Genomic DNA, 17,911 nt, shown 5'->3' with positions numbered 1-17,911 from the left:
CCCCGGAGGCACCTTGTGATTGGCCACGCTAGAACGCGCCTTGTTGCGCTAGTCCTAAGTTCGGCGCTCGCGCTGCTACCCGTCGATAGCGCGGTGGCTTCCGCTGGCGCTACGGACGCCGTGATGCAGGACGACGCGACGTCCGGTAGTGCCCTGGCGGCTGAATCTCGCGATGCTGGGCCGATGCCCGAGGAGCTTACGGCCGAAATGGTGAAGAAGCTCGCCCCGGAGGTGGACCTCGTCGAGCAGGCGCCGCCCTCATATCCGGAAGTCGGCGACTTCTCAGCTAACGCGGCCGCAGCCAGTTCGGGCTTGGACAATGTCGTCCTTGCGCCTGTCCTGCCGCACACTGCCACAAAGGACCTCGCTGATGAAGTGAAGTCGCTGCCAATCGTTGATCGCGACGAATACACGACTACGTACGCGCGCGCCGACGGATCCCGCATCCAGGTGTCAGCGACCCAGCCCGTGAACGTCAAGGTCGGCGGGAAATGGCAGGAGGCCTCGACCGGGTTAGTTGCCGCGAAAGGCGCATGGTCCGTGGACGCGCACCCGTTGCGTCCACGTCTATCCGTGGACTCCGCTGGCTCGCCTGCGGTGTCGGTGAGCCGCGATGGGCACGACGCAAGTTTTTCGTTCGTAGGAGGCGCCGGGAAGGCATCACTCGGTTCGTCACGGGCGGCCAAGAACGACACCCTGCGATTTGACGATGTTGCCGCGAACGCCGACCTCGAGTATGCGATCGAGAAGTCGGCGGTCAAAGAGACGATAACACTGGCCGCACCGCCCTCCTCTGGCGTCTCCGCATGGTCATGGAAGCTTCGGGTAGGGTCGCTGACTCCGCGACTGGCGAAGGACGGAATGGTCGAGCTTCTCGACAAAGCGGGCGTCGTCGTCATGCACATTCCGACACCGACTGCATGGGACTCGTCGGGTGTTGACGGGCAGTCCGAGGACGTGCTGATCAACCCGACCGTGGAGCTCGCGACGACCGGCGCCGGTACCTACACGTACACCGTCCGAATCAATCCCATATGGCTCTCCGCACCGGAGCGCGTCTACCCGGTCTACATCGACCCGACGTTCCAGACCGGCCCCGCGTTCGTGAAGTCCTTCAAGTCTGACGGTGGCGTTTACAACAACCAGGCGCACATCGGGAACACTCGCCAGGGCAACCAGAACGTGTTCTGGCGAGCATTCGTGCGCTTCCCCTATACGGGCATGCCGGGAAATTACCTCGGTAACACGCAAATCTCGCTCAACTACGACAACTATGGCTCCAATGGAACCTTTGGCGGATCGATCTGGCACGCGAGCGCCGAGTGTTTCGCCTGCAACGGAAGTCATGTCGTCAACTACTCCGGCCTTGGGACGGGCGGGATCTGGACTGCGGGAGAGGGTGTCGCGCAGAAGCTCTCGAGCGCTTTCGCCGCGGGAGACACCGGCGTCTCATTCCTGATCGTCGGGGACGAGAGCGCCAACTACACCCATAAGCGCGTCACCACAACGTTGTACTCCGAGTACTGGGCCTACCCGACGGTGACCCAAACGAGCCCTGGAAATGGAGCGACCGGATCGCTGGTCACACCGCAACTGAAGCTCTCCGCAACGAACAGCTCGCCTTACGGTGCCGCGCAGGCCTACTCCTACACCGTTTCGACGAGCTCAAACCTCAGCTCCCCGGTGTGGGCGTCCGGGTGGGTGTCGGCCACGCAGGCGACTGTCCCTGAGGGCAAGCTCCAACCAGACACGACCTACTACTGGGGCGTCCGCGTGCATGACGGTCACCACATGTATGCCGGCCAGCCGACCGACCGAGGGAGCGGAGTCTGGTCTTTCCGGACCCAGAAGGTGCCACCCACGCCGCCGAAAGCGAGCGCCTCGCCCGGCAACGAGAACACTCCCGAGGTCATCACCACCATTACACCGACCCTGCAGGTAGATGCGGTCGCGGATGCTGACTCGATTCCCGCGGGTGGCCAGGTCAAGTACGAGTTCAAGATCGCTACCGGCTCCGATGGCCGCTCCGGGGCCGTCTACACCTCTGGGCTAATTGCAGCTGGCAGCGACGGCAAAGTGAAGTGGACAGTCCCAGAGGGTGTCCTCCAAGACGGCGGCCTCTACTCCTGGATAGTCCAACCGCATGACGGGCTCGACAAGAACACCAATCCCACCTGGGTCATGAAGCTGAAAGTCGACCGTCGGCTTGGAGCGTCCGGCCCGTCGCCTTTCGACTCCGCAGGAAATGCGACGGTGAACCTGGCGAACGGAAACCTCGTGTTCGGATTCGCGTCGAACACCGTCTCCACACTGGGCGGCCCGATGGGCATGTCCTTCACCTACAACTCGCAAGCCGTTCGCACCGCGAACGCCGGCCTGCTGGGCCAGTACTTTGACGCGAAAGACGCGCTCGGCAATGTTCCGTCGACGGATGCCGGCTTCACCTTCGCAGGCAAGGCACCATTGGTCACCCGAACCGATCCGACGGTCGCTTTCAACTGGGACGCGGCCTCGCCCGGTGGCGCAATCCCCGCGGACAACTTCCTCGCTCGTTGGACGGGATTCATCCGACTTCCGCATCAGTCGGCAGGCTGGCGTCTGGGAATCCGCAGCGACGACGGCAGCCGCCTCCGCGTCGCGGACACTGAGATAGTGTCGCGCTGGAGTACAAGCGGCAACGGCCTGTCGTGGTCTGGTAACCAGAACTACGACACCACCCAGCGCAAGATCCAGCTCGAATACTTCGAGCGTGCAGGTGCTGCGAACGTCGAGTTGTGGGCCGACGACATCAACGACTCACAGCCGGCCATGATCGTCCCCGTGAGCTGGCTCTCCAAGCAGCGCCGCGTGCTCCCTGAGGGATGGTCGGCATCCACGCCGATTGCCGGGGCAGCAGCTGCATGGACGACCGCTTCAGTCACTGAATCGGGGGTCATCCTGACCGACTCAACCGGAACGGCGCATACCCACACCCGAACCTCGGCGGGCGGATACACCCCGCCTGCGGGCGACTACGGCACGGTGAGCCTCACCACGTCCGGACTCGTCGTGTACACCGATGAAGCCGGGACCGTGTTCCAGTTCGACGGTAACGGTCGAATCGAAACCGCGACTCCCGTGTCTGATGCACTCAAACCTGCAACGCCGTTGATCCTTCGCGGCGGTGACGGCGCAGCGACATCGATCGTAGATCCGGTTTCGAAGGATGGGTCCACATATCGCCGCAGCGTCACGTTCACCTATCAACAGGAGTACACCGATCCCTACAACACCATCTGCAACGGGCCGCCTCCGCAGTATGAACCAGCTCCGGTAGGCATGCTGTGCAAGGTCACCTATCCTGACGGAAGCGTGACCGAGTTGAACTACTTTGGTGAAACGCTCTGGTCCGTACAAGACCCTCGAAGTGGCAGGACGTGGTTCAACTACAGCAATGGGCTGCTGACATCGGTCACTGATCAAGTGGTGAACGAGTACATCTGGTCTCACCCCGAGGGTGGCGCAGGCTTTGAGAAAGACGTTTCGCTTCGAATTGCGTACGACAGCAGCGGGCGGGTGAGCTCGATACAACTCCCAAGCCCGGACGGGTTCGCCGACGGCATGAAGAAGACGTACTCGTATCAATCGGCAACCTCTACGGTGGTAACCACTGCTGGCGCGGCCGGGATGACATCCAAGGTCGAATACGACAACAAGTGGCGACAGACTAAGACCACATCTCCGATGCAGATGTCATCGAGTCAGACATGGCACCCGACGAAGGACCTCGTCACCTCTCTGGAGAGCTCGGCGGGTCAGAAGTCGACAACTGTCTACGACACGGCGACTGATCGAGCGACGGACAGCTACGGCCCAGCACCGGCAGCGTGCTTCGCAGGATCCGGCATCCCGATCACGGACCCGGTCGGGACGACGGCCTGTGGAATCCTGCCAGCGCACACGAGCACGGCGTACGACCAGAATCTTCGCGGGCTCCATGCGGCCTACTACGCAAACAGATCCCTCAGTGGCCAGCCCTCCGCGTTCACCCTCGGTGCCGCGGGCTCCACCGACGGCACGATAAACGCGACGTGGGCGACCGCACCGCTGGCAGGACTCCCAGCGGACAACTTCTCCGTCAGGATGACGGGACTGGTCACCTTCCCGACCGCGGGCACTTACACGCTGCGCACGACGAGCGACGATGGCTCGCGCGTCTGGCTCAATGACGCGCTCATCATCGATCGCTGGGCTGACGGGGCCGCTACCGATGCGACGTCGCAGACGATCACCGTCGCGGCAGGCGAAACCCGGCGAATCCGTGTCGAGTACTACGACCTGACCGGAGCGGGCACGCTTCAATTGAAATGGGCGACACCCACCAACCCGGCGTACACCATCGTGCCCGGAACCGCCCTTCGTCCCGACTACGGCAACGTCACCACCACGACGACGGACGACTCCGCGCCGGCGGGTGCAAGCGGGCTCAGCAACGAGCTTGCCCCGTCCCTCACGACGGCCACCGCGTACGAGTACCCCTGGCTCGGCCTGGCGACATCGACGACCGTCGACCCTGGAGCGGGCAAACTCAACCTCACGACCTCAACCACGTTCGAAGCACCAGGGTCGAAGTGGTTGCGACGCTTGACGAAGACGTTGCCTGCAGCGAACGCCGCCGGTGCAGCGGCCCCCGCAACGGCGAAGTCCGAGTACTCCTACTACACCGAGCTCGAGACGGCACCCGCCGGCGTTTGTGGTGTCGGCGGCGTCGGACAGTTTGGTGCCTTGAAATCGTCAACTTCCCCCACCCCGGCAGCGAGCAGCTCGAACGTGACGAACAACCCCGTTAAGACCGAGTATGTCTACGACATCATGGGCCGGCTCGCGGGCACGAGAACTACCGGCGATGCGGCGTGGTCTTGCACCACCTACGACGCCGCGGGACGTGTGAGCGCGCAGTCGATCGCTGGCCCAACGGGCGTGGCGACCCAGCAGGCCACTACGACTCGCGAGCCGAGCGTTCTCTTCGGCGGCAACGGAAAGCCGCCTGGTGCAGTGACGACTGTCACCGGAAGCGCCTCCACGTCCTTCCCCAATGGCTCCAAGGTCGTCATCAACGTCAACTTCATCGGCCAGGTCGTCCGCTACGAGGACGCGTGGGGAACCGTCACTATCCCCGTCTACGACCCCTTTACCGGGCGACTCGTCTCATCGTCCACGACTCCTGCGGTCGGCGCCCCTGTGGTGACCGAATTCACATACGACCTCGACGGAAAAGTCACATCCGTCAGAGAGGGCGCGGACACGCTCGCTACCGCCGACTACGACGCGAAGCAACGACTCAAGACAGTCACCTACCTCGGAGGCGCCAAGCTCAACGCCATCGGCCGTGACGCCGCCGACCGCACCCTGTCGTTGGACTGGACCTTCCCGACCGGCCCTTCCGTGACCGACACCGTGATTCGCTCCCAATCCGGGCGCGTGCTGCGCGACACAGCATCACGAGACACCGTCACGAACGTGTCGACATTCGGGTACGACGCTGCCGGAAGAATGATCACCGCGAGCGTGCCAGGACACGACCTCGGATACGAGTACGCAAGTACCGGCGGTTGCGGTCTGAACACCGCGGCCGGCGCATCAGGCAATCGCACGAAACTGACCGACACGCCGGCAGGCGGTGGGCCGACGACGACCACGACGTACTGCTACGACTGGGCGGACCGGCTGACGTCCTCGTCGGTGCTCAACCCGGTGTCCGGAGCACACACGGTCTCGGATGGCTTGGCAGACGGTGACATCTCCTACGACGCGCGAGGCAACGTGATTCGCCTGGGCGCAACGGGAGAAGGCGGGCGGCAGAAGTTCACCTATGACGCTGGCAATCGCCACAATGCGACGGAGTACGCGAACGGATCGGTGGTCACCCTCGAACGCGACCCCCTCGGTCGCGTCATCGCCCGCCACACCAAAGTCGGAACGGTCACAAGCACTGTGAAGTACCTCTCCGCCGGAGCGGGCGATAGCCCGTGGGCGAGCGTTGAAGGATCCGCCATGACCCGGCAACTCTCACTGCCAGGAGGAGCTCTTCTCACGGTCGCAGGCGCCACGAAGTCTTGGGCGTACCCCGGGGTGCTCGGGCACACGATAACGACAGGGCACGGAACGACCAGTTCTGCCCTCCGGGTACACGACCCCTATGGCCAGCCCGCCGACGGCAGCGGGCGGTTCGGTACAGCTGCAGGCGACGACTCCGGCCTCAACGATGGGCGAGCAGGCTGGTATCAGTCAGCGTTGAAGCTCGTTGACACGATCGGCAGCTTCGCAACCACTGAAATGGGTGCTCGTGTTTACGTTGCTGCGTTTGGACGATTCCTATCCGTCGATCCCATTGAAGGGGGAGCGGACAACGCGTACGTGTGGCCCACAGATCCAGTGAACATGAACGACCTGTCGGGGTTGATGACGGCCGACTCTCTCATGCGCTACATCAAGAAGGGCGACTACAAGCCGTACACGACGAAGAGCGGCACGCTCGATGTCAAGGCGACGGGCATGCGCAAGCTTCAGAACACCTGGAACGAATCGTGGCGGAAGTTCTTTGACAACCCCAACGGACGATGGTGGGTGGCCGCCGCGAAGTCTCTACCCGCCTCAACTCCTGGTTGGAACGTCAGCGCTTGTCTAACGGTCTGTGTCGAGGTTTCCTCTGATCACTTCGGCGTTGGGTTCGGCCCCAAGGCCAGTCTCGACGTATCTGGAGGCGTCGGTCTCCAGTTCAACGCGCCGAAATCCTCGATGGAGATCGCAGGGACCTGCAGCGCTTCCGCTGGTATCGGCGGCTATCTTGGCGTTGGTGTCTGGGACTCTAATCCCCGAGGTTTCTCGCCGGAGTTGAGCGGTGGCTTAGGCGGGACGATCGGGCTGGGAGCCGGCTGCGCAGTAATGCTCAACCTGTATTAGGAAAGACAAATGGGCTGTTCTTGGGAGCTGTTTGCCGGCCTTCTTGCCTTGGCAATTGGGGTAGGGGTATTGATTTTGGCCCCTTGGATCGTTGCCTATGTCAAACAGGTGAACCGCGCTGCCGGCGGATGGCGAGTCGAGTATGCGCGCTCAATCCCTTCCTGGAGCGGTATCGCCACCGGTGTTGCGATTACGGCAATCGCGGTTTATGCGATCAGCGATTGGTGGGGTGGGTGCGGCATGCTCGATTCGATCTCACCGGGCAGAGCAATGCTCCTGCTTGCGGCGGGTGGTGTTTGGGTCGCGGCGGTCGTCATCACCGCGATCCGCCGCGTACGCAGAGATCAATGGGACTCCCTACCCGCGGAGGACGACGACGTCCCACGCCGACTCCGACCCGGTTCGCGGCGAATTGTGGCAGCGATTTACGGCGTGATGAGCGTTATGGCCGCCTTGCTTGTCGTCGCGGCCTGGTACTGGACGTAGCGACCAGTCAGGTCGCGATCCGAAGGGCGGTCGTCCTGTCGCCCGAGCTATCGACCAGTCGAAGGTCACATGACCGCTTATTCGGGTCTTCAAGGTCGAAAACCCTTCTATGTGCTGTCGACGTCGACAATGAACGCGCCACACGCCGGCGCTCATTCTCGATGCGGCAGACGTACAACCGGCCGTTAGGTCTGGCTAGCGCAACGGCGCCATCGAGAGCCGCCTCCGGCCACTGTCGTGATGACACCGACGCCGGGCGCAGTCACACTGCCGCCGTGCCCCGCTCTCACCAGAGGAGCATCTCGCCCGCGTACGCCCGGGGGGCTAGGCAACCGCCATCCGAGCGAGTTGGACGGCCTCGTCGATTCGCCCACCCCGGAGCAGGGCTACGAGACTGTCGGGGGCGCCGGCCGCGTGCAGCCAGCGTGTCCACGCCCATGGGTCATCGCTGCGACAGGCGAGCGCCTGAAGCACATCGTGGAGCCCTGGGACGATGAGGCGGCCGACGAGTTGCAGCTCGGGGTACACCGGTATCCCGGAGAGCATCGGGAGCCGGAGTACTGGGAGTTCGCGTGCTTGAGAACACGTTGAACAAGTCCGTGAGCAAGTTCCTCGACAACCCGCAGGCGAGAACGTGGCAGAACCTACCTAAGCTATCCCCGGGTGCCGCAGGCACAGTGTGCGCGCTTGGATGCCTAGAGGTTGGGACAGACCACGCGGGCATTGGTGGCGGGATCAAAGCCACTCTGGAAGGGCAGATGACCGCGGGACTGTCCGACAACTCGCCGCCCAGTGGCACGTGGGTCAGCACCGTATCTTGTAGTGCGGTGGCCGGCGGGGTCGGGGGTTACTTCTCCGCAAGCTCCTACGACTCCCCGGGGTCAGGACTCAATCCTCGCGTCTCGCACGAAGTCGGTGGTCTCGTGGGTCTTGGCGGAGGCTGTTCCGTGATGTTCAACTACTACTGGTGAGGACTGGTGAGGAGTGAGCTGTCAGGCACCGTTGCTCGCAGCGCTCGGTCTGCTCGTGTTCGCGGGTGGCGGCATAACAATGGGGCGTTGGGGTGCTGAGTATGTCCGCAAGGTCAACGCCGAAACGGGAGGCTGGCGCATTGCTTTCGCACGACTGCAACCTCTTGTCGGAGGGCTCGTGTTTGGGATCGCATGCGCCATTCTCTCTGTGGCCATGCTCACCCAGTGGGCGAGTACGTGTGCGTCGTCCATCGAGCTGAACGGCGCCACGATTCTCCTCGCGGGCATCTGCTTTTTGCTTTTTGGGGTGGCCATCACGCGAGCAGCGAGGGGCCGTCGGAAGGTGGATTCGCGGTTCCCGCTCGACGACCCCCCCCGTCGATCCGCTTGACCTCGCGATCGAGGATCGCGTGGAACAAGGGCGCGCACGAGCACGAGTTTTCGTCCACTATGCATTGACATCCGTCGCCGCTGTCTTCTTCGCAGCAGCCGCAACATTTGCGTGGGGTGCATCCTGACTCGATTGCACGCCACATAAACAGAAGGCGTGCACCGTGATGAGGGGAGGGCGCTCCGAGGCCAAGGGCCCAGTCGGCGGTTACGTTCAGGATGCATTGTCGGGGAGTGGACCGCTTGACTGCGGTGGTGTGCACCGAGACGCTCACTATCGATGTGGCACACGGACGATCTCGGCCCTGCGGGCAAGCCCGATGACCTCGTCGATCCCTCCCTCACGCAGCAGCGTGATCGCGCCGTCGGTGGGCCTGTCGCGTGCAGCCAGCGCGTCCACACCATGGGCCGTCGCCGAGACGGACGAGGGTGCTCAGTACGTCGTGCAGTCCTGGGCGATGAGCCGGCCGACCAGTTGCAGTTCGGGGAAGACCGCGATGCCCGAGGGCATCGGAAGTCGACGCCTGGTGGCATGAGTCACGGGCGAGAGCCCGTCAGATCCGATCGCTTCTATGAGCGAGTCGAGGGCTCGGTCCTGTACAACTTCGTCGATTCACTACTAGCGGGAGCTCGGGAGAGCAGCTAGTACTAGGTACCCGGGCGCGCGGCGTCCAGGTCAGATCGGGCGGTCGTGATCCGGTCATCCATCTGAGCGAAATGTGCTCGCCTTCTAGTCGGCGTTTCCAGACAACGACCGCGGAAACGCCTTCCAGAGCGTGGGTCGTGGGCCATCCGCTCGCAAACGGGCGACCGATATAGGTGAGTCAATGTGACTGCGTGCACCGTGGCACGCAGGATCGAGGTCTCAAATGCCGTACTTCTGTGTAAACACCCGCGCGCAGTCAGGATCAGGCGACCACGAGGTCCATGACCTCACATCTACCCGTGGATGCCTGCCGGACCCCGCCAATCGTCTCGACCTCGGATGGCACACCGACTGCGCCAAAGCCGTCGACGCAGCCAAGAGGACCTACGACGACGTCAACGGCTGTCGGTGGTGCGCAGCCGGCTGTCATACGACCTGACGCCGCGTCGCTACGCAGCGAGTTGGTGGGACGGCGCGATGCCCGCCCCACCAACAACACCCTCAGCACACAGCGGAGAGGCTGCTGCGGCACAGCGAAACGCTGAGGCTGCTTGCGTAGAGGACGCCACTTTCTTCAGCGTGGTCGCGCTCGAGATTCTGAAGCGAAAGCAGATAACCCATAATCTTCACCTCCTCGCGTAGTCGAAGGATGACGCAGGCGAGATGGCGCGCCCACCAGCACGAAGCGGGCTGAGAAAAGCGAGCGGGCCGGCATCACCGCGCTTTTGGCGGGCGGCGAGGATCCCGGCGGCGCCGGTCGTCAAGTCGCAGGATGCCCGCAACAGACCGTTCCCGGCGAAGCGGGTGATTGCGCCGCCGTCAAGCGCGTGGAGGCGGAGATCGCGGATGTGATGAACCATCGCCGCGTCCGTGGTGGCGGATCCGAACCCTCGGCGGTTCAGCTCGGCGAGATAGTAGATCAGGCCGGCGCGACCGTGTGTGAGGCCGGCGAGTGCCGCGAACGGCACGGATGCCGCCCGCGTGATGCCATGCAGGGTGTGCCCGAAGCGATCAAAGTCCGGTCTGTGAACGAGATACTGCGCAATGACCGCTCCGATGCCCGCTGACCCGTACCCGAGGTACGGAACGATCCGCCAGCCTTCGTTGACGTGCATTGCCCCGTCATCGGTCTCCACCAGCGTGGCGAGGTCGATGTCGAACGCCTTTTCGGCAAGCCGCAGGTAATCGTCGTCTCCGAAGTACTCGTAGAGCCGAAGAGCGAGCAGCGCGGTACCGCTGGAGCCCGCAAGGAGACCGCCGTGGTCGGTGGCCACTCGGTCGGGTAGGGGTGACCGCGCCAGACGGTCCTGGAGTACCTGCGCCATGTCGGCGGCGAGCCCCGCGGCGCTCCGATCGAACTCGGCGCATGCGAGCAGTGTGAGTGCGACTCCCGGTAGCCCGGAGTAGAGCGTCGAGTCGAGCGCCCGCCAGTCGCTATTGCTCACCCGTGCCAAGAAACGCTCTTCGTAACGGAGCCCGATGACACGGCCGCCCCACACTGTGCCGGCCAAGCCGTTTATCAAGCCGAGCGGCGCATCGGCGTGCCTGAGGATCGCGTTCTCGATCCAGGTGCGCAGGTCGGGAGGCAAGGCTGTTCCCGTCGCGACGATCGCCGCCGCGATGCCGAGCGCACCAGAACCTAGTGAGAATGGCGCCTCGGAGAACTGCTTTGGATCGCCCGGCCACAGGCGATCCTGCCGACATGTGGTTGCGTCGGCGAGAAGGCCCCGAACAATACCGTCCTCCGCGGGTCGACCGTGGTCGTCGCCGCCTTCGATGCCGAGCGCGGAGTGCTTCGAGTGTGACAAGTCGAATCGAGCAAGAATCGTGTCCGCCCAATGGCTTGGAAGACGAAAGGCCTCGGACACGTACTCAACGAGCTCCTCCGCCTTCCCAGCGCTCAGCGTAAGTAGTGGGGTTAGCGGAACGAACATGAACAACTCGATGCAAGCCAACGCGTATTCGTCCCGTGCCGCTGGCGAGCGGTCGTCCGGAGCGACGAACCCACCGACCCCGATCACGGCCCGTGCCGAACTATTCGTCGCCATCGACATCTCAAAATCGATCAAACTCACCCGGCCGGCGGTGTCGATGAGCACATTCCGCGGGTGGAGGTCGCCGTGCGTCCGTCCTGAGTCGTGAAGAGCCTGGAGTTGAGAGCGCAGTTTCGAGACAGTGACGATCGCCCAGTCGCGGTACGCGTCGTAATCGTCACAAGAGGAATCAGCGCGAGTCATGGGGTGACGCGCGACCACGGCCGTGGCCAGCGATTCGCCTTCGAGGTACTCCATAGCCAAGAATCGGTGACCATGCGCCACATATGTGCCGAGCACCTTTGGCGCGGACACGTCGGCCGGTAGCGAGGCCAGTGCGGCTTCTTCATCGCGAAGCCGGGCGATCGCGTCCCGATTGTCCGGCGTCCACCCTGCGTGCGGGCGGGCTTCCTTGAGCACCACGCGTCGACCATCGAGCTGCGCAACGTACACGCCGCCGCCGTTCGAGTGATGAAGGACCCCGGTGATCTCGGGAAGGGAGTTAGGACGCGCGTCGGTCAAATGCTCGCGCTGCAGTTCAACGAACAGCGGGACACGCACCCATGGGGGGACATGAAAACCTGTCGATCGGATGTCCGGAACGAGCTTCCCGGTGTCCCGGTCGCGGATGGCGGGCACTGGCGTCCCTCCCTCGATCACGGTTTGCAGCTCGAACGCGCCGTACCGGATGAATAGAGGGCCGTCGTTCCACCGCAGGTCCGACAGGATGTACGGCCCCGGACGTCCGCCGATCATTTGATCCAGGTCGGTGAGCACATCAAGCAGCTCACTCTCGTCTCGTGGGTAGATCGTGATGAACTTGCCCGAGGACGCCCTGTCCGCGTCCTTGCTCAGGGAGACGAGCAGTCGTCCCGCTGAGGAGACATGCTTGAACGCCAATCGGTGCTCAGCGCAGTAGGCGGAGACCAGCTCGAGAGTGTCGCTCGCGTCGCTTGGGACAGTGGTTACGTGGACCTTCCACCCTTGATCGGGCAAAGCCGCCGCTGCTGGCAGCCAGTGCATCCAATGACCGTCGTCCACACGCCGCCATGAGGCGGCGCGGAGTTTTGCAGACACGTCGAACGGTCGCGAAGAGTCACTACCTCGGCGCCCGGGGCGGTCATAGAAAACCGTGTTGGCAGCCGAGAACGCAGTGTAGATCGGGTCCACCAGTTCTCCCCATTGAACGAATGCGCGCAGGCGCAGCACATTGTGCGATGAGGAGAAAAGTGTTCTCGCACGGATGGATCGGAGATAAAGGATGGCCGCGACCGGCGATCTTGAGGCGACTCTCGCGAAGTGACGCGGCTTTCAGTCGCCCTTTCGGGCTAAAGAAGGATCCGGCTAGCCGTCTAACTCAGTCCCTGTTTTCACTCAGATGAGTGAGGGGGCGCCGCAGCGAGGTGGTGCTTCGCGCCCCATAGGGCAAGCTGTGTCCGATCGTTCAGGCCCAGTTTCTTCAGCGCGGACTGTAGCTGCGAGCGGACGGTGTGTACCGATACCTGAAGCTCTTTCGCGATGTCCTCATTGCTTGTCACGCCAGAACTCAGCACGGAGACGACGCGTCGTTCGGCCGCGCTGAGCGCGGCAATCGCGTCCGGCTCGATTGGGTCGGGACGCCGCCGGACGAACTCACGGAGAACGGGCGCCGTCACGTGCGTCGAGACAATCGCCTCGCCATTAGCGGCGGCGAAGATCGCGTCGACAACCTGAGTGGAATCGAGGCTCTTCAGCAGATAGCCGACGGCGCCCGCGTCGAGCGCTTCGGTCACGTAGCCGTCGACCGCGAAGCTAGTCATGACGATGACCGCAACCGGTTGTTCGTCGGACGTCAACATGAGTTCGCGAGTTGCAGCGATCCCACTCTGCTCCGGCATCTGGATATCCATCAGCACCACGTCGGCGCGTTCGTTTCGTGCGGCCAATACCGCATCGCGACCGTTGCTCACCTCGCCAATCACGCTGATGCCGGGTGCGTTCTCCAATTGAACGCGGAGCCCCCGCCGGACGGCACGGTTGTCGTCCGCGATAAGCACTCTGATGCGTTTGGGCGAGCCGGTCATGGTGTCTCGATTGCTAGGCGACGGGTGTGATCGGGATCTTAAGGGTCACCCGCCACCCACCATTGGAGCATGGGCCCGCATCCAGCGTGCCACCCAGCAACTCGACGCGTTCACGCATCCCCGCAAGGCCCCACCGCAGGTCGAGACCGACTCGAGGCAGCGCGGACGCATCCCGGTCTGTGTTCGAGACCATCAACTCGAGGTCGCTGCTGGTCGCTATCACCATCACCTCGACGACCGCGCCGGGAGCATGCTTTGCAGCGTTCGTCAGTGCTTCTTGCATTGCCCTGTAGGCGGTGCTGGAGACCACCGCCGGCAAGTCTTCGACGTCGCCCTCAACGCTGGCGGAGACTGCCATTCCCACCCTGCGCCAGTAAACGAACAGCTCCTCTGCACGCCTCAGGTCTGGCGTTGACTGACGCGGGGCCGAATCAACAGCGCGCATGTCCGCGAGCGCGCCGGAAAGGCTGGCAGCGGCGAACCGTCCCTCGCTTCGCACGTCTTCGAGGAGCGCGAGCGCCTGCTCGGGCTGATCGGGCGAGATGGCTACGGCGGCGTCGGCGAGTGTGACGAGACCTGCCAGGTGCTGGCCGGCAACATCATGTAGCTCCTGCGCGATTCGCGCGCGTTCCGAACGTTGCGCGTCAGAGACGCGCCGCGCATGTTCTTGTTCGGCGAGCTCCGCCTGTTGCTGGACTGCGGTTACCCGTCGCACTCGGACCGCCCACCAAATGCCGAGGGCGGTAGCGCCAGTCGCGGGCGCGGCCAGGCGTGCTGTCTCTCCCAGAACGAAACTCGTTGCGACGCTTGGATCGGAGCCTAGCCACAGCAACCAGGCGAATAGCGCGCCCATGCTCGTGACGATGACACCTACGGCCCACAGTGAGGCGGCGACCACCCTGACCCTAGTTGCGAGAAGGAAGAGAGCTAGTGCGATCACCAAGTACATCCCTACGAGCCACGACGGCACCCCCAAGCCAATCGCGAGTGTGACGTAAGTAGTCGTAGCGATCGCGACCGCCCATCGCGGCCAGCGGTCCGAGAGCGTAAGAGCCCACGCCTGAACTGCGCACCCGAGTACAAGCAGGACAACAATTGCCGGTTCGGGCAGCGCAAGCCCCCACTCAGTCATTCCATCGAAGTACGCCATCGCGGGAACCGACAACACCTGCACTGCAGTGACCACGAACACTGTGAGAGCGAAAGACGAGGCAGCCCGCCTTGTCCCGAGGAGGGTGCTCACGACCCGAGGAGCTGTGCGCGGCTCATTGACACTGGCCATTTATGCTCCGTTGCTGTGGAGAAGGAGGAAGCGGTTCGCCCGCGGCTCGTACGAACATCCAGGGTAGGACGCAGTTCTCGCCGCGCCCACTCGCGAACGCGGCCGCGAGCAATGTCACCGCGACTAGCGCGCCATCGGCCATGAACTGAAGCGTGGTGCGCCCCGGCCGAGCTTCCGCTGTAGGCCTCAGCGAACGAGTACGAGAATCACGGACGTGCCGAGGGCAATCGCGCCGACGATACGGCGTGCGTCCGCACAAAGCATGGGATTGTGCGAGCAGATGTGTTCGGATGATGAAGTCGCTGAGGTCGGCACGCGCGTCCGGCGTTGTGATCGAGGGTCCCAGCGCAATGTCGGCGGTGTCGGCGCGGGTGAACGCGCCGACACCGAGAAGAACACTGGTCCTGCTCCGTTTCCCGATCGGCGCCGCAATCGGCGGTGCGTGCATGTTTGCGCTCGCCGCCGCCTTCCTTCCTCAGCCGCTCTCCGTAATCCGACCGGACGCGGTGTTCACTTGGCTCTTGACGGGCGTCAGCGTCGTGAACTCGGGTTTGCTGCCTCCGCAAGGGGGTGACGCCCTCCCGGAGCCGGGTGCACATCACCGCTCGGGTAGTTAGGTTGCGGCAATTGCATCCATCGCTGAGCGGTCGCGCGCACAGAGCACGGAAGTGTGAATCGGGTCCGTCATTTCATTCAACTGGATGACGGACGCCACGCCACGGCTCTTAGAACGAAGCCAGCGTGGTGACGAGGTGATGGGAGACTTGGTGGCGCTTGTTTGTCGCAAGGTTTGTGGCTAGGCGACGCGCGTGAATGTCGTCGAAGCCGCGCATGCCGGCGCTGTCGAGGTACTGTGCGCGGTCGACCTGCAGCTTATCGAGCGCCTCCAGTAGCTTCTCGGCCGTTGTTCCTTCGTCGCGGTCGGTGGTGTCAGACACATAGTGGGCGACCCATATGTCGCCGCTGGCGTGGATGAACGAGGCATGCACCGCTACCGCGCCGGCGCGGCCACCGCCCGGCTTTGCGGGCAAGGACGCGAGGACGGTGTAGTCGCCGAAGCCTGGTCGCCCCGACCCGCGGAAGGATGTGTTCGAACTGGTGAACCACTCCACCCCTTCATAGTCCGCGTTGCGCTGCTGGCGCACGAAGCTGTCAGCGAGGCGGACGACCTTGTCCGCTCCGAACGCGGCGACGAAGACGCTGTCCTCAACGTTGTGATGGCAGACCGCGATCACTTCGCGGCCGGCAAGCGTCGATGCGGCCACGGACGCAATCGGACCCCCGGAGCGGACGACGAGGCGCAACGGCCCAGCCGGGAACGAGGTGGCGAAGACTGCGATTTCGGCGGGGGTCGTCGAACTAGTGATCGCCAGCGCCGGCGTGGCGCGGGTCGAGCGGATCGTGGGCTCGATCTCTGTCCACCAGGCCGCAGCCGCAGCGGGCGTGCGAAGCTCCTGAAGAGATGGATTGATCACCACGGCCGGGACGACCGGCAGTTCTGCCAGGGATGACAGTGCGGTTCGAAGTGACGCCGGGTTCGATTTCACCGGATCGATCGTGGGCGACAGGCGCGCCAGCGACTCCGTGTTGGGGAGGTCGCGGAGTGCGAGCAACTCGCTCTGGAGTCCGTAGAGGTACGGGAAGTACATGGGAGTGTCTCCTCAGGATGCGGTGACGCTTCGGGCGCGCCATCTGCGCAGATCCTAGGAGGATTCGAGCAACGCAGCGGGACGCTGCGCCAGGCGTTCGGATAGCCGATCGCGGGCCCGTGACGACAGAGGTGTACCGCACATGAGGGCTCTCAGAGACTCTGGAACTCCGGGTGCGCCGGCTGCGACCGCGGCGTCGCTGAACCGTCGCTTGAGGAGCTTGGTGACGTCCTGATAGATGCCGCCGAGGTGGAGGGTTGTGAACGCCTCGAACGCGGCCCGTGTCGAGGTGTCGGCGGGCGATAGGCTATGGATGCGGAAGAGCTCGGCCCGCTCGGCGGATCTGAGTACCGCGAACAAGCCGCGGTGAGAGAGCAGGTCCGGTCGTCGTGTCGCCTCACGTCGGACCGACAAGAAACCCCTCGCCGTGAGAGCCATGACGCCCACGTGAGCAGGTACCGCATCAAGTGCCGCCGTAACGCGGTTCGCCGAGGTGACGACGTACGTGAATTCGGCTACGGCGGCGTAGTCCGCGAGCTGAGTCGGCAGTCGCGCGAAGCTGTCGAAGTCGGTCTTGATTTCGTAGGCGGTGATGGTCCCGTTGAAAACCACCACGTCAGCTACAGATGCGCCGAGAGCAAACTCCAACGCAGCCGATGCTGTGGTCGGGCGGTGCCGACCGAAGACGATCTTCGATACCACCGAGTTCTTGAACACGTACTCGGACCGTCGGAACCGCTCCAGCACCTGATACGCCTGATCGAACACCGTCGCAAGCGGTGCGTCAGCCGACATCATGTGGTCGACGGTCCCGAATCGCTCCGCCGCGTCCCACGGTGTTGGCGCGGCCAGTGCTCGCAGGGTTGCAGTCGTGAAGAGCCCGGACATGGCCCGGATCGCGTCCCTCTCCTCGACGTGCACGAAAGGAAGCCTAGTCAACAGGTCTTCCCATGTTCCGGCGCGCTGCGGAATCCTCTGCCGAGTACCGCCGGCGTCCACGCGTACGTCGGCGGAGCGGCCGCGAACGTGTGAGGCCTTGGTGTGAGGTTCGTTTGTGCATCGCATGTTGCAGCTATGCGGTCACTGCGCGTTGGCAAGTCCTCGATGGTCGATGCGTTGATCAGTACGTCCGCAGCCGAGGGGAAGGTCCGGTGTACGACTCAGCAGCCGCTCGAACGCGCAGCCGAGGTCGTCCGCATCAGTGACGGAAGGGGCGGATGTAAGCGACACCCGAGCACTGATGGTGCCGCATAGGCGGGTATGTCCACTTACAACCCGCTGACGAGCTCGCCCTCCAGGCTCTCGGAGCGCGAAACTCGTGCAAGTCCGGACTGTTCGGTCCTGCAGCCACCCCAATCCAGAGTTGGCGCGACGATCAGTGTCGTCTTCCATGCGCCCCCACCATCGAGAAGCCTGCGGTGGAGCGACGACCGGTGGGTGGTGAAGACA

At 63.7% G+C, this 17,911-nt stretch carries 7 protein-coding genes; 2 read left to right on the top strand and 5 right to left on the bottom strand.

What is annotated here, in order from left to right:
- Window positions 1-123 precede the first annotated feature (123 nt).
- On the top strand, window positions 124-6,942 hold the full coding sequence (locus tag N3K63_RS03225) for a PA14 domain-containing protein (RefSeq protein WP_261578545.1): 6,819 nt from the start codon (window positions 124-126) through the stop codon (window positions 6,940-6,942).
- A gap of 9 nt (window positions 6,943-6,951) precedes the next feature.
- On the top strand, window positions 6,952-7,428 hold the full coding sequence (locus N3K63_RS03220; RefSeq protein WP_261578543.1) for a hypothetical protein: 477 nt from the start codon (window positions 6,952-6,954) through the stop codon (window positions 7,426-7,428).
- Between the two features lie 2,633 nt (window positions 7,429-10,061).
- Here the strand turns inward: N3K63_RS03220 and lanKC are convergent.
- The 5 genes from lanKC to N3K63_RS03195 all read right to left on the bottom strand — a co-directional run bounded on the left by lanKC (window position 10,062) and on the right by N3K63_RS03195 (window position 17,383).
- Window positions 10,062-12,638, bottom strand: a complete 2,577-nt coding sequence (lanKC, locus tag N3K63_RS03215; RefSeq protein WP_261578542.1) for a class III lanthionine synthetase LanKC — start codon at window positions 12,636-12,638, stop codon at window positions 10,062-10,064.
- Window positions 12,639-12,838: 200 nt separating this feature from the next.
- The gene (locus N3K63_RS03210; protein WP_261578541.1) at window positions 12,839-13,531 is read right to left on the bottom strand and encodes a response regulator transcription factor; all 693 of its coding nucleotides are present in this window, start codon (window positions 13,529-13,531) and stop codon (window positions 12,839-12,841) included.
- Between the two features lie 13 nt (window positions 13,532-13,544).
- Window positions 13,545-14,774, bottom strand: coding sequence for a sensor histidine kinase (locus N3K63_RS03205; protein ID WP_261578540.1), 1,230 nt, complete (start codon window positions 14,772-14,774; stop codon window positions 13,545-13,547).
- Between the two features lie 764 nt (window positions 14,775-15,538).
- Window positions 15,539-16,462, bottom strand: coding sequence for a sce7725 family protein (locus N3K63_RS03200; protein ID WP_261578539.1), 924 nt, complete (start codon window positions 16,460-16,462; stop codon window positions 15,539-15,541).
- Window positions 16,463-16,516: 54 nt separating this feature from the next.
- The gene (locus N3K63_RS03195; protein WP_261578538.1) at window positions 16,517-17,383 is read right to left on the bottom strand and encodes a sce7726 family protein; all 867 of its coding nucleotides are present in this window, start codon (window positions 17,381-17,383) and stop codon (window positions 16,517-16,519) included.
- Window positions 17,384-17,911 lie beyond the last annotated feature (528 nt).

It is taken from the genome of Microbacterium festucae (assembly GCF_025421715.1).
Taxonomy (GTDB): Bacteria; Actinomycetota; Actinomycetes; order Actinomycetales; family Microbacteriaceae; genus Microbacterium; species Microbacterium festucae.
Note: the sequence above shows the minus strand (reverse complement) of the source record. Positions and strands in the feature narration are given on the sequence as shown.